Raw genomic sequence first — 22,252 nt, 5'->3', positions numbered from 1 at the left:
TCCCCATCAACGCAACCATACGGAGCCTCCCCGCCAAAACACGACAGAATGTGCGATCCGTGATGCTCGTATCGAAGGGCCTCCCGTTCCGATGACGTTTATTCCTCTGCCAGACCTTATCAACGACTTTCTAAATTCAAAACATAAATTTTTCGTTGCGTTTTTGAGGGGAATTCGGATCTCTTTTTCAACATTTCTATTGGATTTGAAAAAACCGTAGGAGGCCATGTCGCCATCTTCCCAAACCGCGTCGCACAGTTCGACCGCCTTTGCGCCGCCGTTAAATGTGCAAGAGAACATCTCTGTCCCGTTGAGCAGGTAGTATTCGTCAGCTTGGGCCATGCCTGTGCAAAGGATCAGCGCGGCGGAAAGGTAAATTTTTCATCATTATTCCTTCTGAGTGTCGGGTGGCCCCCTGCCTGATCGTCGGAATTAACAATTCGTTAGTACATTTGGCTTATTTCTTTTGTGACGGGGAAAACCTCCAGAGTGCTCCTGCAAGAGCAAAAGGTCGGGTTTTCCGTATTTAAGATTTTAATAAGAGGCGCTCGTGACACGATTTGAGACCCCGCCTGTCACATCTGTGAAAACGGCCTGTATTATTCTGGCGCGAGGCGGCTCCAAAGGTGTGCCGCGCAAGAACCTGCGGCCTGTGGGCGGGATTTCCCTTGTCGGGCGGTCTGTCATGGCGGGAAAATCCGCGCAGGGTGTGGATCATGTCATCGTCTCCACCGACGATGAGGAGATCGCGCGGGAGGCTCGTCGCTATGGCGGAGAGGTTCTTTGGCGGCCGGAGGAGCTTTCCGGTGATACCGCGAGTTCCGAGGTCGGCTGGCTGCATGCCTATCACGAATTGAAACGTGAGCATCCGGCGTTGAACCGTTTGGTCTTTCTGCAATGCACGTCACCCTTCACAACGGGGGCGGACATAGACGGTTGTCTGGCTGAAATGGAGCAAAAGGGGGCCGATTGTGCGCTGTCCGTCCTGTCGGATCATTCCTTTTTGTGGGGGTATGACGAGGCAGGTTTCGGTGTCGGTCTGAATCACAATGAACGGGCGCAGCGCAAACGGCGTCAGGACTTGCCGCCGAGCTTTCGGGAAAGCGGCGCGATCTATTGCGTTGATGCGGAGGCCTTTGTGCGCACCGGCCAGAGGTTTTGCGGCACTGTCGCGCTCTTTCCCGTCGATCACCCGCCGGTTGAAATCGACACCCTCGCTGATTTCGACCTGTGCTCCATGATCGCAAATACAGGAAAACAGCCGATGATCGGGGCCGAGCGCCTCGCTGCGGTGAAGGCGCTGATCATGGATTTTGATGGGGTTCACACGGACAATAAGGTGATCGTGGACGAGACCGGTCGCGAATCTGTCGTGACTTCGCGCGGGGATGGCATGGGCCTGTCCATGCTGCGCGCGAGCGGGCGCTACAGGCTCCTGATCCTCTCCAAGGAACGCAATCCGGTTGTCCTGCGCCGCGCCGAAAAGCTCGGAATTGAAGTGTTTCACGCGGTGGATGACAAGGTGGCGGCGCTGGAGACTTGGCTGTCCAAGCAGGGGTTGAGCTGGGAGGATGTGCTTTACGTTGGCAATGATGTGAATGATCTCGGGCCGATCCGGAAGGCGGGGTTATCTGCGGGGCCGTCGGATTCCCACCCTGATGTGCTTCGGGAAATCGACTGGGTTTTGCCTCATCCGGGCGGCAATGGCGCCTTGCGCAGCCTTTGCGACTGCCTTCTGGCATGCAGGTCCCGAGCCTCGATATGACAGTTGTCGTCGCGGGAAACGGACCGTCGATCAAAGACGTCACCCCCGGTCAGGTGCTCGCCTCTGACCGGATCATACGGATGAACAATTTCTATTTTGAGCCGGAGACATGGCTGGGCAATCGTGTCGACCTGTTTCTGGCCGCCGGTGATCCGCGCGTGGCTCCGTTTTCCTTGTCCACGTTGAAGACCTGTCTGGACGAGTATGACATCAGAGGGTGGAGCAGTTTCAATCCGCGCATTGTGCGTTCGGGGCGGAAAATCCTGCCGGTTCCCTATTTCGACATGCCGCTCTATGCCGATTACGGTTTCGCGGCACAGGCGCAGGCTGTGATGGCGCGCTTTGATGTCAAGCCGATGACCGGAACGCTTGCTCTTCTGATCGCTTACGCTGCGGGCGCGCGCAGGTTTGTGGTCGCGGGCATTGACCTCTATTCCAGTACGCAACGCTATATGTATCACCCCGGCCCCCACCAACGCGCGCTCATGGGGCGCGACCTTGCGGAGCGGGGGGTGGATGTCAGGCTGCACAATCATACTCTGGATCTGGAGTTGATCCGGCTGCTCGCCCGACAGCCCGATGTGGAGATTCATCACGCGAATTGCGCGGGCAGCTTGGCGGAATTTTTGCCCGTGGCCCCCGTGAGGCAGGGCGACATTCCCCATCGTCGCAGGCGTCAGCCCCCCTCGGACTGGGTGCCGTTTAGCGGGGCATATCCGATCCACCTCTTGCGCCTCCTGCGCAGGATTCGAAGCACGCAAATGCGTCTTTCAGACAGGGTGCGCATAGGGGTGCTTAAACCATTTCGTAACTAATTTGGGGCACCATCCCAATGTGAAAGCCCTTCGGGTCAATGCGTTGCACGTCATGTTCCGACCGACGCAACTCGGGGTTTTCGCAAAACGGTTGAAAAAGAGGTCGAGAATGCGCTGGCAGGAGTGGGCAGAAAACTGGCTTTATAACACCTCCGCCGATCTTTGGCGGGGAACTGGTCTGGATCCGAAAAGCGGCCTGTCGTGGGAGGCGCTATCGGTTCACGGGGACCCTCTGCCCGATCTACAGCGTCGCATCCGTGTCCAGTTCCGCCAATCCTATTGCTTCGCGCGGCTCGCAAAGCAAAAGAGCGACCCGACACTTCTGACTGCCGCTTATGATCTGTTCCAGACCGGTCTGACGCGAGGCGTGTGCGCACAGACCGGTCATCTGGTCGCCACGCTCAATCCGGACCTTTCAATCGCTCAGGTCAAACACGATCTATATGATCTGGCCTTTGTTCTGCTGGCGGTTTCGGCCCTGATTGACGCGGGGCGGGAAATGTCGGCAGAATTGGCATGGGTGGAGCGGCAGCTTGCGTTCTTGAAGGCGGATCAGGGATGGCACGAGGCGGCGGACCACCCGCTTCCGCGCCGCCAAAACCCGCATATGCACCTGTTCGAGGCGGCAACCGAAATCTACCGCATCACGCAAGAGCCGCGTTTTCTGAAGATGGCGCAGGAGTGTCTGTCCCTGTTCCGGACGCATGTCCTGACTTCCGAGGGTGATGTTCTGGAATTCTTCGCGGCGGACTGGACGCCATATCGCGACGATGCACAGCAGATCGAGCCGGGGCATGGGGTCGAATGGATCTATCTTCTGGATCACTATGAAACAGTGACCGGCCAGCGCCACGGTGTTGATCTGGAGAAAATGTTCTTGCGGGCGGCGGCGACATGCGACCAGCGCGGGTTTCTGCCGGACACCTGCGTGCCGATGTCTGACACCCGTCGCCTATGGCCGCAAACCGAACTGCTCAAAGCAGCCTTGGTCCTGTCGCGCAAAGGCTATGCCTTGCCCGAGACATTCACCCCAGATGATATAATGGGGCGGTTCATTGCGGATTACCTGTCTCCCCCGATGAAAGGCGGGTGGTATGACACATTGCGGATGCAGACGGGAGAGGTGGTGTCTAATCACATGCCGGCGTCGAGCTATTATCACATTGTGGTTGCGCTGGAGACCTATCTGCGCCCTTCTGATGTGTCATGGGAGGTCGTCGGTCCCAGCCTGTCACAGCAAAAGGCGAAAGCTGCGTCGGGGCCGCTGAACTTGCGGTAGTGGCGCAGGGCATAGGCACAGGCGACCAGTGGCGCGCGGGGGCCGAAGACGCGCGACAACACGGCGCGGCGTGCACGCAAAAGCGTCGCATCCTGCCAGTTCCGGCCGGTGCTGTCGCCGATATGATGGCCTGTTTTGATCGGAAAGGACTGCGCTTTCAGCCCGCGTTTTAAAAGGTCGGTGACAAAAATATAGTCCTCTCCCGTCGGCAGCGGTGCGCCGACTCCGAAACCGGTGTCAAAGCGCAGATTGCTCTGCTTGACCTTGTCCACCCGCACCATGAATTCCGGCGCACAGACGCGGCCGGAATTGAACAGTGTTAACGCATGTCGCTGCTTGCTCCGGCGGTAGGCATGAAACGCCGTATCGCGCCAACCGGCGGCGAGGGCGAGCTCCGTGTCCTGTTCCAAATGGGCGGCAAGCGTGGAAATGCCCTTCGGGTTCAACGCCATATCATCATCGGCAAAGAGCAGAAACGGCGTCTCGCACAGGTCAATCGCCGCATTGCGACTGCGAGAGAGACCGACAGAGGGCAGCGTCTCCACCCGCACATCCGCCCGTTTCACTTCGGGCGTTACGATCTGCGACGGGGGCTGTTGCACAAGGATCAGATAGGTGAGACCTGCACGGGCTTCGGGCAGGCGCAGCCGCTCAATTCCGGTCCCGATGGTCGCAATGGCCACGGTGATGTCTGCGTTGGACCGGCTCATCCTCGCAACACGCGCCGCAGGCTGCTTTCCCCCAAAAGCCATGTGGCTTTGGGTGCCCCGATCCTTTCGACATCCCGATAAAACCGCCAGTTGGCGGCGAGGGCTTTCCATTTGTTCGACGACAGAGACCCCGCGCGCGCATGATAGGTGGCCACCGGATCTGTCACGCCCACGGCAAAACCGGTCTCTTTGAGAATGTCGAGCCAGAGCGCCCAATCCTGTCTCAGCGCCATATCCGGAAAATAGCGCCGCCCCAGTTGCGCCCGATCATACATCGCCGTCAGGCAACCGATTGCATTGCCGCGCAAAAGCTGCGCCCTGTCGAGGCGGGCTGGCGGTTTGACAAGCCGCTTGCGCGCGCCCCGATCCCGCCAGAAAGCCCCGTAGCACAGGGCCGCGCCGGTTTCATTGATCAAGGCGAGTTGCCGCGCCAGCTTGTTCGGCAACCAGCTGTCGTCACTGTCGAGAAAGGCGATGTAGCGCCCCTGCGCCGCGTCTATCCCCGTATTGCGCGCCGCTGCCGCGCCCTGGTTCTGCGCAAGGGAGAGGGCGCGGATGCGGGGGTCTTGGGCCTGAAACTGTGCGGCAAGGGTGCGGGTTTCGTCCTCCGAGGCATCGTCGATGATCAGGGCTTCCCAATCGGTCATGCTCTGGGCCTGCACCGAGTGCACCGCGCGGGCCAGAAACCCCGCAGCATTATGCGCCGGAATGATGACGGACACCAAAGGAGGTTGTCGCATGTATGTCGGGCCCCACCGCTAAGACGTTCGGGGTCCATGAAAGACGAATTTGGTTAACAAAACCTTGAGACGTCCCCGAAATACGCAGATCAGCCGCCGATATGCCGCTCTCCGCGTGCGCGGGCCAGTGTGATCTGTTTCTGGCGCTCGCGGAACCGCTCTTTGCGATCCTCGTCGGTCTCGTGGAAACACTGGTGACAGGACACGCCCTCTTCATATTCGGGGCGTTGTTTGTCTTCGGGCAGAATCGGGCGGCGGCAGGCGTGGCACAGTTCATGCGGCCCTTCGGCCAACCCGTGTCCGATCGAGACCCGCTGGTCGAAGACGAAACATTCCCCTTCCCAAAGGCTCTTTTCCTCGGGCACCTCTTCGAGATATTTCAGGATGCCGCCCTTGAGGTGATAGACCTCGTCGATCCCTTGGCCCAACAGGTAATTCGTCGATTTCTCGCAGCGGATGCCGCCGGTGCAGAACATGGCGATCCGTTTGTTGTGGAACCGGTCCTTGTTCTCTTCCCACCATTGCGGAAATTCGCGAAAGGTCTTGGTCTGCGGGTCGATGGCGTCCTTGAACGTGCCGATCTGGACCTCGTAATCGTTGCGCGTGTCGATCACGGCCACATCATCCGAGGAGATCAACTCGTTCCATTCTTCGGGGGTGCAATAATGTCCGACCCGTGCTTTCGGGTCGACATCCGGCTGCCCCATCGTGACGATCTCTTTCTTGAGCCGCACTTTCATCCGCAGAAACGGTTGGTCCTGCGCCGTTGAAAGTTTGTATTCGAAATCGGCACATCCCGGCAGCGTGCGGATATGCGCCACCAGCCGGTCAATCGCGGCGGGCGTCGGACCGGCTACCGTGCCGTTGATCCCCTCTTTCGCCAAAAGCAGCGATCCGGTGATCCCTTCGGACAGACAAAGATCCAACAGACCCTCGCGCAAAGCGGCGGGGTCTTCGAAGCGGGTGAAGTGATAGAGAGCGCAGACTGTAAACATGCCGTGTTCGATACGCCTGTGCGTGAGATCAGGCAAGCCCCGAGAACGCGAAAGCCGGTCGCAATGACCTTGTGTCGCAAAGGGAGAGACACAGGGAGAGACACACAGGCCGATTGCGCCGGACCCGCGTCTCAGACCATCTTGATAACGTCCCGCGGGCAGGAGAGCATATAGCCCTTGCGCGCGATGTTTTTCACCAGAAGCTCGCTCACCATCTGGTTGCCCAGCGTGTCGCGCAGGCGTTTGATGCGGGTGGCCCCTGCGGCCTCGTCGCAATCCGATTCCTTGCGACCTGAAATCACCGCTTCAATCTCCGCGCCTGAAAGCACATCATCATCAAGCCGCGCCTCTGCGAGCACCGAAAGTGTCTCGATGGCGGCTGGGGTCAGTTTGAATTCCATGTTGTTCAGGTAGACGGTGTTCTCCGCTCTGGAAATCAACAGAGACGACACTTCGATCCCGCGTTTCTCGATCTCGCTCATCCGGCGGCTCAACGCGACGATCATCACAAGGAACACCAGCGCCGCGATCAGCAGGGCGGTGGAGAAGATCAGCAGCACAAAGATCACCATGCGATATGAGGTGAGCACATCGGAAAAGGAGGTGCCCGATTGCGCGAGAATCTCCAGAAGTTTGATCTCCGCCTGCGTCCGCAAATCGTTCTCGACAAAGATCCGCTCGACCCGCGCATTGAAGGCGTTGGCATCCGGCAGGTTCAAAAACAGCAACACGGCCGCCACCAGCAGGATCGCGACAATCGCCACAATCCCGTAGATCGCCACCCGTGACACCTTGCGGCTGTCAGTATCGGAGGAAATAGTCGCCAGCATCAGCCTTCACCTCGCCCAGTTTGTCTTTCGGGATCATCGCGACGATGGACAAAAGATGCCAGCCCGCTTTTTCAAGGCGGGGGGAAAGCGCCTTTGCAGCGGCGGCTTTCGTGCATTGGCTGTCACTCACCTCAGCCACACCGAAATGCAGTTTGAGCGGGTTGTCACGTTTGGCCTTGTAGCTGGCGTAACAGGCCGCATCGGCCAGACCCGGAAGGGTGGCGAGCGCAAAGATAAGGGGGAGAACGAGTTTTTTCATGCCTGCGATCTTGTGAGTTTCAAAGATGTTATTCAATAGCAAAGCCGGTTTTCGCGGTTGTTATCCGATGACATTCCGCTGTTATTGAGCGATTTTCGCGAAACAGGCCATCACCGTCCCATCACCTCATTGCCCGCAACCGCAGGGCCACAGGATTTGAAAGGACGACTGATGAAACTGACCAGATTTACCGCAGGGCTTCTCGCGCTCTCCGTCGCCACCGCAGGGTTCTCCGCCGCTCCGGCGCGTGCAGGGGAAAAAGAGGCGGCTCTGGCGCTGGGCGGGCTTTTGACTCTCTTTGTGATCGGCAAGGCGCTGGATGACAAAAACGACTCGAAAGTGACCGTCTCCAGTTCACATTCCAACAAACGGCCCGCCCCTGTGCGCCACAGTGTTCAAATCCCGAACCAATGTGTGATGAGCGCGGGCAATGGTGGCAAGCATCGTCTGGTGGCGATGGAAAACTGCCTGAAGAGCCAGAAAGGCCACAAGGTCAAAACCGCGCAGCTTCCGCGCGCCTGTGAGACCCGCGTCAACACACGTCAGGGCAAGAAAGACGCCTATGATGTCGGGTGCCTGAGCAATTTCGGCTACAGCGTCCGGCGTTAAGCGGACAGTCCGAGTATCAAATCGAGCAGATACGCGATTTCGTGTCCCCATGTGTCGCGTCACCTTGCGGGAGGGCTGGTCCCTCCCGTTTTTTCTTGCGCAACGGGGCGCTATGGGCTTCACAAGGGTATGGTAAAAACAGTCCCTGATTACAGTTTCGAAGAGGCCGCCGCGCGGCGTGGTTATACCCGTATTGTCGGGGTGGACGAGGTGGGCCGTGGCCCCTTGGCCGGTCCCGTGGTGGCGGCGGCGGTCTGGCTCGACCCCGACGACATTCCCGCAGGTCTCAATGATTCCAAGGCCCTGAGTGCCAAGCGGCGCGAGGGGCTCTATGACGAGATTTGCGCCAGAGCCGATGTGTCCATTGCCTCCTGCTCGGTCGAGGAGATTGACGAGATCAACATCCTTCAGGCCAGCCTGCGCGCGATGGAACGTGCCGTGGCGGGTCTCAAGGGGGGCGCCGATTATGTGCTGGTCGATGGCAACAAGGTGCCGCCAGCTTTCGGGCTGGATGCCGAGGCGATTGTCAAAGGCGATGCCCGTTCTGTGTCGATTTCTGCCGCTTCGATTGTTGCGAAAATCTGGCGTGACAGGCTGATGGTGGATTTGGCGCAACAGTATCCGGGATATGGTTGGGAGAAAAACGCAGGTTACGGTACCAAACTGCATCTGGAGGGACTCCGAGATTTTGGTGTGACCCCACACCATAGACGTTCCTTCAAACCGATACACAACATCTTGTATCAAGATAAAAAGTTAAGTGACTGATTCGAAAAAGAAATTGACTGGGAATCAGCAATGACTCATCTTTAGAGCCATAAATGACGTCAAAAATGACGCGTTAAAACGACGTCCCATAAGGGGCGCGATTATGAGGCAGAAGATGAAGACAACGATCCGCAAGGGAGCGAATTCGCTCCCGATCAATGAGATATTGGCTGGCGATTGCATCGAGGTGATGAACGCTCTTCCCGAAGAGTCGGTCGACCTGATTTTCGCTGATCCGCCCTATAACCTGCAACTGCGGGGGGATTTGCACCGTCCGGACAATTCCAAAGTGGATGCGGTGGATGATGCTTGGGACCAGTTCGACAGTTTCAAGGTTTATGACAATTTCACCCGCGAATGGCTCAAGGCCGCGCGCCGGATCCTCAAGCCGAATGGCGCGATCTGGGTGATCGGCTCCTATCACAACGTCTTCCGCCTCGGCGCGGAGCTTCAGAATCAGGGTTACTGGATTTTGAACGATGTTGTGTGGCGCAAGTCCAATCCGATGCCGAACTTCCGTGGCAAGCGCCTGACCAACGCGCATGAGACGCTGATCTGGGCGTCAAAGAACGAAGCGGCGAAATACACGTTCAATTACGAAGCAATGAAGGCCCTCAACGAAGGCATCCAGATGCGTTCCGATTGGGTTCTGCCGATCTGCAACGGCGGCGAGCGTCTCAAGGATGAAAACGGTGACAAGGCCCATCCGACGCAAAAGCCGGAGAGCCTGTTGCACCGTGTCATCGTCGGCACGACGAATCCGGGCGATGTGATTCTCGATCCGTTCTTCGGCACGGGCACCACGGGTGCGGTTGCCAAGATGCTGGGCCGCGAGTTCATCGGGATCGAACGCGAAGAGAAATATCGCAAGGTGGCCGAAAAACGCATCGCCTCCGTGCGCAAGTTCGACAAGGACGCGCTGCGTGTCTCGACCTCGAAACGTGCCGAGCCGCGTGTGCCTTTCGGTCAGCTCGTGGAGCGCGGGATGCTGCGTCCGGGCGAAGAGCTGGTCTCCATGAACGGTCGCAGCACCGCCAAAGTGCGCGCCGACGGGACATTGGTCTCCAATGATGTGAAAGGCTCGATCCATCAGGTCGGCGCCCATCTCGAAGGCGCACCGTCTTGCAACGGCTGGACCTACTGGACCTTCAAGCGCGATGGCAAACACGTTCCGATCGACGTGCTGCGCCAGCAAATCCGCGCGGAGATGCAATAACGGGTCATGAGGCCCGAACGGGCAAGTGCCAGACAGATGTCCGACACTTGTCCGACGCCTTTCCGACAGCAGATTTTACACAAAATACAAAGTTACCGCCTGGTGCCTGCGACCTGACTACGCGGCACCAACCTGGCCCCGCTGTTTCATCAGCGGGGCTTTTTTGTGGTCATCAGAGACGGGGAAGCGGGTTGGTGCCGTTCTTGTAAGGCTCCCAATCCTCAAAGGTGGCAAGGTCGGGATAATGCTGTTTGCGCCATGCCTTGACCCTCGGATTCATCATCCGCCGCCACACCGGCGGGATCATCGCAGCCACCCCCATGAGCGTGTAGCCATAGGGCAGTTGCGGCGCTTCGGATTCGTCATAATTCTGCAAAAGCGGAAAGCGCCGGTCGGGTTTGTAGTGGTGGTCGGAATGGCGTTGCAGATTGATCAGCAGCCAGTTCGTCGCCATATGCGCCGCATTCCAGCTATGGTGCGGTTTGACGTGTTCGTATTTGCCATTGCCCAGATGCCGGCGGGTCAGGCCGTAGTGCTCGACATAGTTGGTCAGTTCCAGTTGCCATATGGCAACGATGGCCTGCCACATAAAGAGCAACAGCCCCGGCACACCGCCAAGCAGCGTGGCGAGAATGAGCATCAGGATTTGCAGGGTCCAGTAGCGGAAATGCGGGTTGCGCGGGTTCCACGGCGATAGCCCCTTACGCGCCAGCATGGCCTTTTCCGCCTCCCATGCCGAACGGGGACATTCGCGCAGGACGCGGAGGAAATAGTGGTGGAATCCTTCGTTATAGAGCGCCGTCACCGCATCGCGCCGCGTGCCGACATGTTTGTGATGCACCAACAGATGTTCGGTGCGAAAATGCGAGTAAAGCACGGATGCCAAAAGCAAATCCCCCAGCCAGCGCTCCATGTTGTTGCGCTGGTGGCAAAGCTCGTGGGCATAGACCATGCCCGTGGTGCCGGAGGACACGCCCAGCCCGAAAAACACCACGATGGTTTCCAGTGTGGACAGGTGATCTGTGTGGGTCACGAACCAGATCAGGCCGAAGATGTTCACAAACTGCACCGGAAACCAGATGATCGTGATCGCCCGATACCAGAACAGCTCGCGCTCCTCTGTATTCGGGTCCGGATTGTCGGTGTTGAGCCCCAGAATACCGTCGAGGAAGCCGAACATATACCACGCGTAAAGCGGCACGATGATCACCGTCCATCCCCCGACAATGGCTCCGAGCCAGATAAAGGGAACAACCGTGAGCGACAGCCAGAAGGGCATCGCGTTTCGAAAACTGATTTGGGCCATATTCATTGGATCAAACTCCCGCAGAGGCCTGCGCGTTTCGGATTAAATTTCCAGCTTTGCATGGGCAAGGTCAAATGCCTTTCGCATCACTGTAGGCAAATCAGAGGGCCGAAATGCGTTCTCTCCGCGCAATGTGTAGTGATCGGGCGGATTTGTCACACCTTCCGCGACATGGACCGTCAGCACGAGGTGGAAATGCGTGAAGGTATGGCGCACGTCGCCAAGTTCGTCCCACTCGGCGTTGAACGGGGCTTCGGTGGCATGTTCTTGCGCCCAATGCGTGCCGGGCCAGCCTAACATACCGCCCAAAAGCCCCTTGTCGGGACGTTTCTCCAGCACCCATTCCCCGCGTGTCGTGCGTGCGACATAGGCATGGCCGTGGCGGGTGGGTTTTGGTTTCTTCGGTGTCTTGAGCGGAAAACGGGCCGCATCCCCGACTGCATGAGCCGCGCAGCTGTCAACCAGGGGGCAGGTGGCGCAATCCGGCGATTTCGGGGTGCAAATGGTGGCCCCCAAATCCATCATTGCCTGCGCGTAGTCACCCGCGCGATCCTGTGGCGTGAGGGTTTCGGCCAGTTTCGTGAGCTCAGGCTTGGCGGCGGGCAGCGGGGTTTCGATGCGAAACAGGCGGGACACGACCCGCTCGACATTGCCATCCACCACGGTTTCGGGCCGGTTGAACGCAATGGAAGCAATCGCGGCGGAGGTATAGGGTCCGATCCCCGGCAGGCTCTGCAATTCGGCGCGGGTTTGCGGGAAGTGACCGTCATAGCGGTCCCGAATGACCCGCGCACATTTCAGAAGGTTGCGCGCGCGGGCATAATATCCAAGCCCCGCCCATTCCCCCATGACCTCGTCATCCTCGGCATTGGCCAGATCAATCACACAGGGCCAGAGCGCGGTGAACCGTTCGAAATAGGATTTCACGGCGGCCACAGTGGTTTGTTGCAGCATGATCTCGGACATCCAGACCCGATAGGGATCGGGCATCACACCTGCGGCGCGCCCTGCGGGCGAGACACGCCACGGCAGAACCCGCGCATGTGCGTCATACCACCTCAAAAGCGGCGTTGCGATGTCACTGTGTTTCATTCCGTCACGCAATCTTTAGGTCCTGTCATCTGCTTTCTTCTGGCGTGTTGCGCCTGTCTCTTTAGAATAGGGGGCAGATGAAGATAGACCAGACGGGAAATCATGGCTGAGATACAATCCGGTGTAAAAAGGCGCAAGCGGGGGTTCGAGAGAACGTCCAGTCTTTTGAATCGGCGGATTCAGGCGGCCTCCGAGGCGCGCGGGTTTTCGCAGTCAAAGCTTTTGACCCATTGGGAAGAAAGCGTTGGCCCCGAGATCGCAGCCATGTGTCGCCCTGTGAAAGTGTCTTATGGCAAAGGCGGGTTCGGTGCCACGCTGACGCTTCTGACCACCGGTGCCTATGCGCCGATGTTGCAGGCGGAATTGCCGAAAATTCGGGATCGCGTGAACGCCGTCTACGGTCACAACGCGATCAGCCATATTCGTATCACGCAAACCGCTCCGATGGGGTTTGCGGAAGGGCGCGCGGTTTTCGAGACCGACAAACCCAAGCCCAAACCGGAACTGACGCCGGAAACCCGTTCATGCGCCAAAGCCCTCGCCGAAGGTGTTCAGGATGATGGTCTGCGTCAAGCACTTGAAAAATTTGCCGGGTCGTTCCTGACCCGACAGAAAACAAAGGAAAACTGATGAATCGCCGCACATTCATGATCACGACCGCCTTGGCTACGCTTGGTGGCACGCTTTTGCTGAACCCCTCTGCTGTCACGAGTTTCGTGGTCACGCCCGCCTTCGCGCAAGACGCCACCGATGTGGACACTTCGGACATCCCCGATCTGGTGTTGGGCGATGCGGATGCGCCGATCGAGTTGATCGAATATGCCTCCTACACCTGCCCGCATTGTGCGAACTTCCACAGCGCTGTCTTCGAGCCGCTCAAGAAAGACTATATCGACACGGGCAAGGTGCGCTTTGTCTACCGTGAAGTCTATTTTGACAAATTCGGTCTCTGGGCCTCTATGGTGGCGCGTTGTGGCGGCGATATGCGTTACTTCGGCATTCAGAAGATGCTTTATGAAGAGCAATCCGAATGGCTCGCAGGCGGCAAGGACACGATGGAAATCGTCGAGAACCTGCGCAAGATCGGCAAACGTGCAGGTCTGACCGACGAGAACCTTGATGCATGTCTGAATGATGGTGATATGGCGGAGAAACTCTACGCGAAATTCACCAAAGAAGTCGAAGAATATGACATCAACGCCACGCCGAGCCTTGTGATCGACGGTGAAAAGCACTCGAATATGAGCTATGCCGATCTCAAGGAAATTCTCGACGCGAAACTGGCCGAATAAGGGCTAGTTTAGTCCCAAACGGCCCAGATGTGTGTCAACGGGCGTCCAGTCCGGCACGTTCAGGCGCACAGGCAAAGTGACCACTTTCATGCGAAAGGCGCGGGGCAAACGCACCGCGTCTTTTTCCGTTGTGACCATCTGCGCCCCAAGCGCCATAGCCTCGATTTCGAGGCGTTTCATCAGTGGGACAGACAGGGGCTGGTGATCCTTGAGCGCCTCCGAGCGCAGAAGGTCCGCGCCCAGCTCCCGCAGGGTTTGAAAGAACTTCTCGGGATGCCCGATTCCGGCAAAGGCCATGACCTTCAGCCCGTCCCAGTCCAATCCGGTCGGCAGCGGTTCCAGCACGGCGCGGACACGCGGAATTGTCACGCTGTCTGACCAACTTGCGGAAAACCTGTCCTGAGCCGCATCATCTCCGATAGAAATCAGGACATCCCCGCGCGCCATGCCGACCGCGACCGGTTCGCGCAGAGGGCCACCGGGCAGGACGCGCCCGTTGCCGAATCCGCGATGGGCATCGACGATGATGAGGGTGAGATCTTTTTCGACCGCAGGGTTCTGCATCCCGTCATCGAGCACAATGACATCCGCCCCCGCCGCTTCGGCTGCCCGCACGCCTGCGGCACGATCCTTTGCGACCCAGACCGGTGTGAAAGCTGCGAGCAGCAAAGGCTCATCGCCCGTTTCATCCGCGCTGTGCTGGCGCTCGTTCACGCGCACCGGCCCTTCGAGCGTTCCGCCGTAGCCGCGCGAGACAACATGCGGGGTATGTCCGCCAGCGATCAGCTTCTGAACAAGGGCGATGGTGGTCGGAGTCTTGCCCGTGCCGCCCGCGTTGATATTGCCGACGCAGATCACGGGCACCGAGGCGCGGTAGCCCTGACGCTTCAGGCGATGGGCTGTGGCCTTGGCATAAAGCGCAGAGAGTGGCGACAAAGCCCGCGCCTGCCAGCCGGGGGCTTCGGCAGGATTGGACCAGAACAGCGGTTGCTTCATGCCTCCGTCCTTTCGCGTAGGTCGAGAAAATCCTGCACCAGATTGGCCACACGATCCGTGACTTCGGTGCCGGTGGAGGCCACTTCCCACGCCGCACCAGCCATCAAGGCGGCCTGATCCGGTGACATCAGGCGGCCAACTTCCTCGCCCAACTCGTAGCCATCATGCACGGACCGCGCGGCCTTGGCTGCGGCCAGTCGTGCATAGGCCGTGGTGTAGTCCGACACATTTTTCCCGTGTAAAATAGCCGAGCCCATCGCCGTGGCCGGATAGGGATCAATCCCACCGAAGGGGCCGAAAGACCGGCCCATAAAGCTGATCGGAGAAATCCGGTGCCATAGCCCGTTGCCGTCTGCTTGCGGGACGATGACAACCTGTGCCGATTCCGGAATAGGAGTGCTTTGGTCGAGGGCAACGGCGATCATTCCGGCGTTTTGGAGTTGGGTCAGAACGCTGTCTGTCACTGCGTGATTGGACAGGGATACGGTTAGCAAAAGCCGGTGCGCCCGTCGCAAGGCCCGTTTGTGGGCGCGAATGATTTCCCCGACTTCCGATCTTTCAAGCTGTGCGGCAAACCAGCTCGGACGCGTGCCGATCTCGGCCATGCGGCGGGCGAGCGTCTCCTCGTCGAGACTGGGGGCGCGACCGCCTTCTTCGAGATGTCCCAAGGCGTCGATTTTTGCGTCGGGAATACCTGCGCGTCGCCACGGGAGGGTGGCCTCCGTTGTGGCGGCGAACACATGGTCGAAACAGCCCAGAACATGTTTGCGCAGACCCGGAATGGAAAGCGGTATGTCGAGGCTGGCCGCGCTGTTGGGGGCATCTATGGCAATGGCGGGAATGGTGCAGTCCCGTGTGATGCGCAACAGATTGGGCCGGAACCGGCCGCCGACCCAGACAAGGCTATCGGGCGTCCAGCGGGCCAGAAACCGCCGGATGGTCGTGGAGTCATCTTCCGGAAGCCGCGAGAAATACAGGTTCTCGTCCTCCGCTCCGGCGGGCGGTGTCATGTCGGGGGCTATGGTGATGAGACCGGACAGGTCGGGGCGGTCCTCGCTGATCCGGTGAAACAGTTCCATCGCCGGACGCAGCGCATAGGGTGTGGCGGCATGGAGCCAGAGCAACTCGCCCTTCGGTCTTTTCGGCTGGTTCCGGACAAGCCTTTGGTCATAGGCGGCTTGCGTCACGGCACCAGACGCCACCAGCCGGTCAAGCTGGTCGACGTGGTGCCGCTCCGATTTCCGGCTCAGCGCCGAATAAAGCAGATAGGGGAAGGGCTTGGCCATCTGGCCCAGTCCTCACGCTCCGAGTTCTTCGGTGGGCGATGCGTTTTGCTCTTCATCGCGCAGACGGTGCAGATGGGCGATGAAATAGCGCATATGGGCATTGTCCACAGTGCGCTGGGCCTGTGCTTTCCACGCGTTATGTGCGGATTCATAATCGGGGAAAATGCCAACGATATGAATGTCATCGACATTGCGGAACACGGTTTTGGAGGGATCGACCAGTTCGCCGCCGAACACGAGGTGCAGTCTTTGTGCCATGATAACTCTCCGGGATGTTATGGGCGCACCCTAGTCCAATCGGCGGAGGGGTCAAGCAGCCTCCGTCTCGTGCTTAAATCTTAGGCGATATATTGCAGTTTTTCATCTTTTTTGCGATCGCCTGTTTTCCTTGGCGGGCGCGAGCGGCATCATGACCCTATGACAACGGACCCCAAGACCGCGCCACGCCTGATCGTGTTTTCCGATCTCGACGGGACTTTGCTGGATCATGACAGCTATTCATGGGCGGCAGCCAAGCCCGCTCTGGCAGAGATGAAACGCCTTGGCCTGCCTCTGATTCTGGCCAGTTCCAAAACCGCCGCTGAGATTGCCGCGTTGCGTCATGATCTGGGTTTCGATCATGCGCCTGCGATTGTTGAGAACGGCGCGGGGATTCTGGCACCGGGGGCGGAGGCCTTGGCGGAGCGGACAGATCATGAGGCGATTCTGGCGGCGCTGGCGGATCTGCCCACCGATCTGCGTGCACCGTTCACGGGGTTTTCCGACTGGAGTGTTGCGGAGGTGGCCGAGAACACCGGACTTCCCTTGGCGCAGGCGGCTCTGGCGGCGCAAAGGCAATTCTCCGAGCCGGGGCTCTGGCATGGCACCGAGGAGGCGCTGGCGCGATTCGAAGCCGCTTTGCAGGAAAAGGGCATCACGGCGCGTCAGGGCGGGCGCTATCTGACCCTGTCTTTCGGGGCAACAAAAGCCGACCGTATGACCGAGATCATAGCGCAATATCATCCGCGCCCGCAGACAATGGCCCTAGGCGATGCGCCGAATGATGTGGAAATGATCTGCGCGGCGGATCATGGTGTCATCGTGAGAAACACACACGGGCCGGGTCTTCCGGTCTTGCCCGGAGAAGCGGCAGGCCGGATCACGCGGACGCACGCGCCGGGGCCGGAAGGCTGGAACATAGCGGTGCTTGAGCGCATCGCACAGGACGTTCAAAGAACCGAGAAAGGCTAAGAAATGGCGGATTTTCATCAGGGCGGACATGTCGCGACGCTGCATAACCTTCGCATCAATTCCGAAGAGGACCTGAAACGAGAACTCAACGCCTTCGCGACCAGCCGCAAGATCACGCTGATCCTGCCATCGCTGTTTTCCGAGCTGGAGGGCGAGGCGCTTCCCAATATCATCGACGAGTTGAACAAGGTGGATTTCATCCACCGCATCGTCGTCGGTCTCGACCGCGCCACCGAAGAACAATACCGCTACGCGCTTCAGTTCTTTTCGCGCCTCAAGGCCGATCATGTGGTGCTGTGGAACGATGGTCCGCGGCTTACGGCAGTGGACGCGCGGCTCAAGGCGATGGACCTGTCCCCCTCCGAGCCGGGCAAGGGGCGCAATGTCTGGTTCTGCATGGGCTACACCATCTCGCGCGCCGACAGCGCCGTGGTGGCCGTGCATGATTGCGATGTTGTGACCTATTCCGCCGAAATGCTGGCGCGTCTGGTCTATCCGGTCGCCAACCCGACGTTTCCCTATCAGATGTCCAAAGGGTTTTACCCCCGTGTCGCGGATGGCAAGCTCAACGGACGCGTGACGCGGCTTCTGGTGTCTCCGATGATTCAGGCGCTGGCCAAGGTCTTGGGGCCTCGGGACTACCTCGATTTTCTGGCCGACTTCCGCTATCCGCTGGCCGGTGAATTCGCCATGCGCACCTCGATCCTGCCGGACATGCGTATCCCCTCGGATTGGGGGCTGGAAATCGGGCTGTTGTCCGAAGCGTGGCGCAATCTCAGCCCGCGTGCGGTCTGTCAGGTCGAAATCTCCGACCGCTACGATCACAAACATCAGGACTTGAGCGAGGAAGATGCCAAAACCGGCCTGTCGCGGATGTCCGTCGATATTTGCAAGGCGCTCTACCGCAAGCTGGCCGCCGATGGCACGGTGTTTTCCGAAGAGATTTTCCGCTCCATCAAGGCGACCTACTATCGCGGCGCGCTGGACCTCATTGAGACCTATTTCAACGATGCGCGCATGAACGGGCTTTATGTGGACCGCCATGCCGAGGAAAAAGCCGTCGAACTTTTTGCCAATAACATCATCCTCGCGGGCAGCGTGTTCCTCGACAATCCGATGGAAACCCCCTTCATTCCCAACTGGTCGCGGGTGCATTCGGCGGACCCCGACATTATCTCCGCCATGACCCGCGCTGTGGAAGAGGATATGGCCGAGTATCGCTAGGCGCGGCTAAACCGGTCAGGCTCACTTGAGCCGTGCGAGGATGCCATTGGCCAGTGCAGGGCATCCCGCCACCAACCCGTCAAGCTGCGGGTGCGGCTGGTTGAAACGGGGGCGGATGCCGTGCCTGTCGGTGACCTGCCCTCCGGCCTCCGTGAGGATCAATGTCCCCGCCGCCACGTCCCATTCCCATGTGCCGCGAAACGAGAACATCGCATCATATCGCCCCTGCGCCACAAGGGTGAGGCGATAGGCCAGAGAGGGGCGGTATTTGTGAATGAATTTCGGTGATCCGCCCTTCCAATGCTCATCCGCAAGATGCTGACGCGGAGCCAGAACGGAGGCACCATCAAGGTCGCATCGCTGTCCTGTCTGAAGAGGCTCGCCATTCAACTCCGCGCCGCCACCTTTGACGGCGGTGAACAGGCGGTCGCGCAGCGGCAGATAGACCACGGCGGCAATCACCTCGCCCTCTTCGGCAATGGCCAGAGAATGCGCCCAGTTGTGATCCCCGTGGATAAAGCTGCGGGTGCCGTCGATCGGATCGACGATAAAGACACGCTCCTTGCCCAGCCGTTCGGACGTGGTGTCCACGGTTTCCTCGGACAGCCAGCCATATTCGGGGCGTTCCGACAGGAGATATTCGTGCAACATCCGGTCCACGGCCAGATCGGCCTCGGTCACAGGACCTTGCCCGCCGCCCTTGTCCCAGACTTCGGGATCGGCCTTCCAATAGGGGCGGGCGATCTCTCCGGCGTTGCGCGCGGCCTCAATCAGCAGTTCGAGATCGTCAGTCGCCGGCAAGTGTCATCCCTTCCACCAGAAGCGACGGCACGACACGGCTCAAATGCAGCCGCGCGTCATTGGCGGGCACCAGCGTTTGCAGCATCTCGCGCAGGTTTCCGGCGATAGTGCATTCGTTCACAGGATAGGCAATCTCGCCATTCTCGACCCAGAACCCGCTTGCGCCACGGGAATAATCCCCCGTGGTCGGATTGATGGAGGCCCCGATCATGGAGGTGATCAACAGCCCTGTGCCCATCTCGCGGATCAACTCGTCGCGGCTCTTGTCGCCTTGGGTCAGGCTCACATTGCCGGAAGAAGGCGAGGGCGGAGACGACACGCCGCGCGCCGCATTGGCGGTGCTCTCAAGGCCCAGTTTGCGTGCGGTGGCAAGGTCCAGCACCCATGAGGCGAGTTGCCCGTTCTCGACCAGCGCATGTTTGCGCGTGGCCAGTCCTTCGGCGTCGAACAACCGCGAGGCAGAGGCCCGCGGGCGGTGCGGGTCTTCGATCAGGGACAGGGTAGAGGGCAGGACTTGCTCCCCCATCGCATCGCGCAGCCAGCTTGCGCCACGGGCGATGGCCTGACCGTTGATGGCAGAAAGCAGATGCCCGATCAGCGACGACGAAATCCGTTCGTCAAACAGCATCGGATAGGCACCGGTTTTGGGTTTGCGTGCGCCAAGCCGCTCCACTGTGCGTTCGGCGGCTGTGCGGCCAATCTCTTCGGGGCTGGGCAGGTCGGCGCCGAAAATCCGGCTCTCGCCGCAATAATCGCGCTCCATTCCCGCGCCTTCGCCCGCAATGGCCACTGTGGAAATCATACGGTCCGAGCGTGCGTAGCCGCCGCTGAACCCGTTTGTTGCCGACATGTAAACCTGCCGCCGTCCGTAGGCCGCAGCCGCGCTGTCAACTTGGGAGACGCCCTCGAATGCCGCCGCCGCCGCTTCGGCACGCAGCGCATCTTCTTTGAGCATTTCGGGGGAAGGTTCGTCGGACGGATCACAGAGTTCGAGCGCGCTGGCGTCCGTGTCTGTGGTGATCTGGGACGGATCGGCCAGCCCCGCTGTCGGGTCTTCCGGCGCAAGCCGCGCCATCGTCACGGCGCGTTCGGCCATTGTGGTCAGGGTTTCGGGGCGTGTGTCGGAGGCTGATACGCAAGCCTGCCGCCTGCCGATCAGCACCCGCAGCCCGATGTCCACGCCTTCGGAGCGTTCGGCCTGTTCCAGAGCGCCTTGCCGGACATTGATCGACAGGGATGTGCCCTCCACCGCCATCGCATCCGCCGCTTCCGCTCCGGCCTTTTGTGCCGCATCAAGAAGCGCCTCGGTCAGGTCTTTGAGGTTCCGGGCCATGGCGTCTCTCCGTTCTTCGTCGCGTCTTTGTATCAGATGCACCGCCTGCGCCAAAAGCGCAAGCGGGCGTTGTCACAGGATCGGGGATCAGAAGGGCAGGGGCTGCCCGTTGGCGATGATCTGGCCGTCTTCGGTCATCTCGATTTCAGAGACCAGTTCACCGGCCACATCCCCCGGACGGGCAAACAGCCCCAGCATCATCTGTGCCGACATCGCCTGTTCTGCGGGCAGGATGCCCGTGGCCGTCAGGTTGCCGATCAGATCCGCCACGCCCACAAGTTTGAGCGAGAGGTTTCCGGCAAAAGGCGGCATGCCACCGGCGACGGCGGGCTCTTTGTCGAGAAACTTGCCCGTGCCTTCGCCAGCGATTGAGGCCCCTGCGAGGCTGAGGAAAATCTCCGGCAGTTCGAGGGTTTGCAGCGTGAAGGGCATTTTGTCGCCACTCGCTTCAAGGGCCGCAATGGCCTCCGCATCAAAGAGGTTCACGCCATTTTCCAGCGTGCCTTCAAACGCAAGGCGCAGGCTCGCCGGATCATGGGGCAACTGGCCGGACGGATCGGCAATCATCCATGCGATTTCGGGCAGCACCACCTCTTCAAGGCCGATCTTGGCCTCAAAGGGTTGCGGCGCGTCAGACGCGGCGAGGGGGAAGAGCAGCGCGGTGCTGTATTCCTTCATCGCGACCTCGACCTGACCGCCCGGAATCTGCGGGCCGCCCACGGTGATGTTCACATCCCCCGCCGTGGCATCATAGCCGATGGCACCGCCTTTGAGCGTCAGCCCAAGGGTCGATTGACCGGAGGTTGCCTTTATGTCCATGCCGGAATTCGGCTCGTCGCTCGTCACGGCGACAAAGGTGGAACTGTCGGCAAAACCGAGGTTCACATCTACATCACTCATGCCTACGAGCGTATGCATGATGTCCTTTTCGTTGCCCTGAAGCATCGTGACTTGGCCTTTGATGGTCATGTCACTGGTTGTAAAACCCATTTCAACCAGATCGCCGCTTTCAGGAGTGCTTTCCTCGGCTTCATAGCTCATGGCAGCGATGGTTATATCTATATGCGCCTTTATCGGGTCATAGCTGCGTACAATGCTGTAGGTGCCTGCAATACCGGAAAGCTTGGCTGTAAATCCTGAGTGCACCATTTCATCGTTTAGTATTACCGGTGCGTCGATTAGTTCAACGCTATTATCCGCGAGGGTGAATAGCATGTTGTCGGGCGTGCCGGAGACAATGGAGGTTCCGTTAAGATGGGTGGTCGAACGCGTTGTAATAACATTGCCTTCTAGGGAGTAGTCTAACCCCTCCGCGACCGGCTCGACAAAAACTGAAGTGAGCGGGGCGGGGAACCACATAGCGACGGTGCCGTCGGGCCGCTCCTGAAAGCGGATTTCAGGTACTGTTGTTGTGTCGGAAAATGAAGCGCCGGCAAAGTCTATTGTCATGCCATAGACCATGTCGCGCACCACCAGAGTGTCGCCGTCGCGCTCGACTTCGGCAGTCGGTGTTGTGCCTGATTGGACCATCATCTCCTTATAGGCCCTCCAGACGTCTTCAGGGGTCACATCGGCAAACATCGGGGTGGCCGAGAAACAGAGCGCGGTGAGCGCCGTTGCGGATAACAGGGAACGCATGATTAATCTCCTTGAACATTTGCGCGTACAGTTTCGTGCTTTGCGCGGAGGGTCAAGACTGGAACCCG

Annotated in this window: 23 protein-coding genes; 10 read left to right on the top strand and 13 right to left on the bottom strand. The window is 59.3% G+C overall.

Annotated elements, in window-relative coordinates; translation table 11 throughout:
• The first annotated feature begins 550 nt into the window (after nucleotides 1-550).
• From KO492_RS10485 to KO492_RS10475, 3 genes are all read left to right on the top strand, one after another.
• On the top strand, nucleotides 551-1,765 hold the full coding sequence (locus KO492_RS10485) for an acylneuraminate cytidylyltransferase (protein ID WP_303578326.1): 1,215 nt from the start codon (nucleotides 551-553) through the stop codon (nucleotides 1,763-1,765).
• Nucleotides 1,762-2,580 carry a hypothetical protein gene (locus KO492_RS10480; RefSeq protein WP_216044894.1) on the top strand — a complete coding sequence of 273 codons (819 nt, stop codon included), beginning with the start codon at nucleotides 1,762-1,764 and terminating at the stop codon, nucleotides 2,578-2,580. Before KO492_RS10485 ends, KO492_RS10480 begins: the two co-directional genes overlap by 4 nt.
• Before the next feature lie 109 nt (nucleotides 2,581-2,689).
• On the top strand, nucleotides 2,690-3,859 hold the full coding sequence (locus KO492_RS10475; RefSeq protein ID WP_216044893.1) for an AGE family epimerase/isomerase: 1,170 nt from the start codon (nucleotides 2,690-2,692) through the stop codon (nucleotides 3,857-3,859).
• Here the strand turns inward: KO492_RS10475 and KO492_RS10470 are convergent.
• The 5 genes from KO492_RS10470 to KO492_RS10450 form a co-directional block, all read right to left on the bottom strand.
• Nucleotides 3,763-4,569 (bottom strand): glycosyltransferase family 2 protein, encoded by an 807-nt coding sequence (locus tag KO492_RS10470; RefSeq protein WP_216044892.1) that lies wholly within the window; start codon nucleotides 4,567-4,569, stop codon nucleotides 3,763-3,765. The genes KO492_RS10475 and KO492_RS10470 overlap by 97 nt on opposite strands.
• A complete protein-coding gene (locus KO492_RS10465) occupies nucleotides 4,566-5,309 on the bottom strand; it encodes a glycosyltransferase family 2 protein (protein WP_216044891.1) in 744 nt (247 codons plus the stop codon). Before KO492_RS10465 ends, KO492_RS10470 begins: the two co-directional genes overlap by 4 nt.
• A gap of 89 nt (nucleotides 5,310-5,398) precedes the next feature.
• On the bottom strand, nucleotides 5,399-6,304 hold the full coding sequence (gene trhO, locus KO492_RS10460; protein ID WP_216044890.1) for an oxygen-dependent tRNA uridine(34) hydroxylase TrhO: 906 nt from the start codon (nucleotides 6,302-6,304) through the stop codon (nucleotides 5,399-5,401).
• 131 nt (nucleotides 6,305-6,435) lie between these two features.
• Nucleotides 6,436-7,134 (bottom strand): winged helix-turn-helix domain-containing protein, encoded by a 699-nt coding sequence (locus KO492_RS10455; RefSeq protein ID WP_216044889.1) that lies wholly within the window; start codon nucleotides 7,132-7,134, stop codon nucleotides 6,436-6,438.
• Complete coding sequence (locus KO492_RS10450) at nucleotides 7,106-7,393, bottom strand: hypothetical protein (protein ID WP_066604183.1); 288 nt, start codon at nucleotides 7,391-7,393, stop codon at nucleotides 7,106-7,108. The genes KO492_RS10455 and KO492_RS10450 overlap by 29 nt, the downstream gene beginning before the upstream one ends.
• 171 nt (nucleotides 7,394-7,564) lie before the next feature.
• Here KO492_RS10450 and KO492_RS10445 point away from each other — a divergent pair, with 171 nt between their 5' ends.
• From KO492_RS10445 to KO492_RS10435, 3 genes are all read left to right on the top strand, one after another.
• Nucleotides 7,565-8,002: a hypothetical protein gene (locus tag KO492_RS10445; RefSeq protein WP_216044888.1), complete on the top strand. Its 438-nt coding sequence runs from the start codon at nucleotides 7,565-7,567 to the stop codon at nucleotides 8,000-8,002.
• 129 nt (nucleotides 8,003-8,131) lie between these two features.
• Nucleotides 8,132-8,770: a ribonuclease HII gene (locus tag KO492_RS10440; RefSeq protein WP_066604695.1), complete on the top strand. Its 639-nt coding sequence runs from the start codon at nucleotides 8,132-8,134 to the stop codon at nucleotides 8,768-8,770.
• 115 nt (nucleotides 8,771-8,885) lie between these two features.
• Nucleotides 8,886-9,986 carry a site-specific DNA-methyltransferase gene (locus tag KO492_RS10435; protein ID WP_216044928.1) on the top strand — a complete coding sequence of 367 codons (1,101 nt, stop codon included), beginning with the start codon at nucleotides 8,886-8,888 and terminating at the stop codon, nucleotides 9,984-9,986.
• A 172-nt stretch (nucleotides 9,987-10,158) separates the two neighbouring features.
• On the opposite strand, the gene KO492_RS10430 is transcribed toward KO492_RS10435, so the two are convergent.
• Complete coding sequence (locus KO492_RS10430; RefSeq protein WP_111481356.1) at nucleotides 10,159-11,298, bottom strand: alkane 1-monooxygenase; 1,140 nt, start codon at nucleotides 11,296-11,298, stop codon at nucleotides 10,159-10,161.
• 36 nt (nucleotides 11,299-11,334) lie between these two features.
• The gene (gene mutY / locus KO492_RS10425; RefSeq protein WP_216044887.1) at nucleotides 11,335-12,384 is read right to left on the bottom strand and encodes an A/G-specific adenine glycosylase; all 1,050 of its coding nucleotides are present in this window, start codon (nucleotides 12,382-12,384) and stop codon (nucleotides 11,335-11,337) included.
• A gap of 102 nt (nucleotides 12,385-12,486) precedes the next feature.
• Here mutY and KO492_RS10420 point away from each other — a divergent pair, with 102 nt between their 5' ends.
• Nucleotides 12,487-13,014: a DUF721 domain-containing protein gene (locus KO492_RS10420; protein ID WP_066604192.1), complete on the top strand. Its 528-nt coding sequence runs from the start codon at nucleotides 12,487-12,489 to the stop codon at nucleotides 13,012-13,014.
• On the top strand, nucleotides 13,014-13,676 hold the full coding sequence (locus tag KO492_RS10415; protein ID WP_066604194.1) for a DsbA family protein: 663 nt from the start codon (nucleotides 13,014-13,016) through the stop codon (nucleotides 13,674-13,676). Before KO492_RS10420 ends, KO492_RS10415 begins: the two co-directional genes overlap by 1 nt.
• Before the next feature lie 3 nt (nucleotides 13,677-13,679).
• Here KO492_RS10415 and lpxK read toward each other — a convergent pair whose 3' ends face one another.
• From lpxK to KO492_RS10400, 3 genes are read right to left on the bottom strand one after another with little or no spacing between them, the layout of a single operon-like run.
• Complete coding sequence (lpxK, locus tag KO492_RS10410; protein WP_216044886.1) at nucleotides 13,680-14,672, bottom strand: tetraacyldisaccharide 4'-kinase; 993 nt, start codon at nucleotides 14,670-14,672, stop codon at nucleotides 13,680-13,682.
• Nucleotides 14,669-15,958: a 3-deoxy-D-manno-octulosonic acid transferase gene (locus KO492_RS10405; protein ID WP_216044885.1), complete on the bottom strand. Its 1,290-nt coding sequence runs from the start codon at nucleotides 15,956-15,958 to the stop codon at nucleotides 14,669-14,671. The genes lpxK and KO492_RS10405 overlap by 4 nt, the downstream gene beginning before the upstream one ends.
• Nucleotides 15,959-15,970: 12 nt before the next feature.
• Nucleotides 15,971-16,216, bottom strand: coding sequence for a DUF4170 domain-containing protein (locus KO492_RS10400; protein WP_066604203.1), 246 nt, complete (start codon nucleotides 16,214-16,216; stop codon nucleotides 15,971-15,973).
• A 159-nt stretch (nucleotides 16,217-16,375) separates the two neighbouring features.
• On the opposite strand from KO492_RS10400, the gene KO492_RS10395 reads away from it, so the two are divergent.
• Together KO492_RS10395 and KO492_RS10390 are read left to right on the top strand one after the other, a co-directional pair.
• Nucleotides 16,376-17,188: an HAD-IIB family hydrolase gene (locus KO492_RS10395; RefSeq protein ID WP_216044884.1), complete on the top strand. Its 813-nt coding sequence runs from the start codon at nucleotides 16,376-16,378 to the stop codon at nucleotides 17,186-17,188.
• 3 nt (nucleotides 17,189-17,191) lie between these two features.
• Nucleotides 17,192-18,412, top strand: coding sequence for a glycosyl transferase (locus KO492_RS10390; protein ID WP_216044883.1), 1,221 nt, complete (start codon nucleotides 17,192-17,194; stop codon nucleotides 18,410-18,412).
• Nucleotides 18,413-18,433: 21 nt separating this feature from the next.
• Here KO492_RS10390 and KO492_RS10385 read toward each other — a convergent pair whose 3' ends face one another.
• From KO492_RS10385 to KO492_RS10375, 3 genes are all read right to left on the bottom strand, one after another.
• Nucleotides 18,434-19,213: a 3'(2'),5'-bisphosphate nucleotidase CysQ gene (locus KO492_RS10385; RefSeq protein ID WP_216044882.1), complete on the bottom strand. Its 780-nt coding sequence runs from the start codon at nucleotides 19,211-19,213 to the stop codon at nucleotides 18,434-18,436.
• On the bottom strand, nucleotides 19,200-20,546 hold the full coding sequence (locus tag KO492_RS10380) for a TldD/PmbA family protein (protein ID WP_216044881.1): 1,347 nt from the start codon (nucleotides 20,544-20,546) through the stop codon (nucleotides 19,200-19,202). The genes KO492_RS10385 and KO492_RS10380 overlap by 14 nt, the downstream gene beginning before the upstream one ends.
• An 87-nt stretch (nucleotides 20,547-20,633) precedes the next feature.
• Nucleotides 20,634-22,184, bottom strand: coding sequence for a DUF2125 domain-containing protein (locus KO492_RS10375; RefSeq protein ID WP_216044880.1), 1,551 nt, complete (start codon nucleotides 22,182-22,184; stop codon nucleotides 20,634-20,636).
• Nucleotides 22,185-22,252: the final 68 nt, after the last annotated feature.

Source organism: Celeribacter halophilus, from assembly GCF_018860305.1.
Classification (GTDB): domain Bacteria; phylum Pseudomonadota; class Alphaproteobacteria; order Rhodobacterales; family Rhodobacteraceae; genus Celeribacter; species Celeribacter halophilus_A.
The sequence above is the reverse complement of the archived record's forward strand: the minus strand, read 5'-3'. Positions and strand labels throughout refer to the sequence as shown.

Coding starts and splice junctions, on each gene's coding strand:
- trhO (WP_216044890.1), bottom strand. CDS start 6,304: ATGTTTACAGTCTGCGCTCTCTATCACTTCACCCGCTTCGAAGACCCC.
- KO492_RS10435 (WP_216044928.1), top strand. CDS start 8,886: ATGAAGACAACGATCCGCAAGGGAGCGAATTCGCTCCCGATCAATGAG.
- KO492_RS10380 (WP_216044881.1), bottom strand. CDS start 20,546: ATGGCCCGGAACCTCAAAGACCTGACCGAGGCGCTTCTTGATGCGGCA.
- KO492_RS10440 (WP_066604695.1), top strand. CDS start 8,132: ATGGTAAAAACAGTCCCTGATTACAGTTTCGAAGAGGCCGCCGCGCGG.
- KO492_RS10465 (WP_216044891.1), bottom strand. CDS start 5,309: ATGCGACAACCTCCTTTGGTGTCCGTCATCATTCCGGCGCATAATGCT.
- lpxK (WP_216044886.1), bottom strand. CDS start 14,672: ATGAAGCAACCGCTGTTCTGGTCCAATCCTGCCGAAGCCCCCGGCTGG.
- KO492_RS10405 (WP_216044885.1), bottom strand. CDS start 15,958: ATGGCCAAGCCCTTCCCCTATCTGCTTTATTCGGCGCTGAGCCGGAAA.
- KO492_RS10475 (WP_216044893.1), top strand. CDS start 2,690: ATGCGCTGGCAGGAGTGGGCAGAAAACTGGCTTTATAACACCTCCGCC.
- KO492_RS10450 (WP_066604183.1), bottom strand. CDS start 7,393: ATGAAAAAACTCGTTCTCCCCCTTATCTTTGCGCTCGCCACCCTTCCG.
- KO492_RS10470 (WP_216044892.1), bottom strand. CDS start 4,569: ATGAGCCGGTCCAACGCAGACATCACCGTGGCCATTGCGACCATCGGG.
- KO492_RS10455 (WP_216044889.1), bottom strand. CDS start 7,134: ATGCTGGCGACTATTTCCTCCGATACTGACAGCCGCAAGGTGTCACGG.
- KO492_RS10395 (WP_216044884.1), top strand. CDS start 16,376: ATGACAACGGACCCCAAGACCGCGCCACGCCTGATCGTGTTTTCCGAT.
- mutY (WP_216044887.1), bottom strand. CDS start 12,384: ATGAAACACAGTGACATCGCAACGCCGCTTTTGAGGTGGTATGACGCA.
- KO492_RS10400 (WP_066604203.1), bottom strand. CDS start 16,216: ATGGCACAAAGACTGCACCTCGTGTTCGGCGGCGAACTGGTCGATCCC.
- KO492_RS10390 (WP_216044883.1), top strand. CDS start 17,192: ATGGCGGATTTTCATCAGGGCGGACATGTCGCGACGCTGCATAACCTT.
- KO492_RS10480 (WP_216044894.1), top strand. CDS start 1,762: ATGACAGTTGTCGTCGCGGGAAACGGACCGTCGATCAAAGACGTCACC.
- KO492_RS10430 (WP_111481356.1), bottom strand. CDS start 11,298: ATGAATATGGCCCAAATCAGTTTTCGAAACGCGATGCCCTTCTGGCTG.
- KO492_RS10375 (WP_216044880.1), bottom strand. CDS start 22,184: ATGCGTTCCCTGTTATCCGCAACGGCGCTCACCGCGCTCTGTTTCTCG.
- KO492_RS10415 (WP_066604194.1), top strand. CDS start 13,014: ATGAATCGCCGCACATTCATGATCACGACCGCCTTGGCTACGCTTGGT.
- KO492_RS10420 (WP_066604192.1), top strand. CDS start 12,487: ATGGCTGAGATACAATCCGGTGTAAAAAGGCGCAAGCGGGGGTTCGAG.
- KO492_RS10445 (WP_216044888.1), top strand. CDS start 7,565: ATGAAACTGACCAGATTTACCGCAGGGCTTCTCGCGCTCTCCGTCGCC.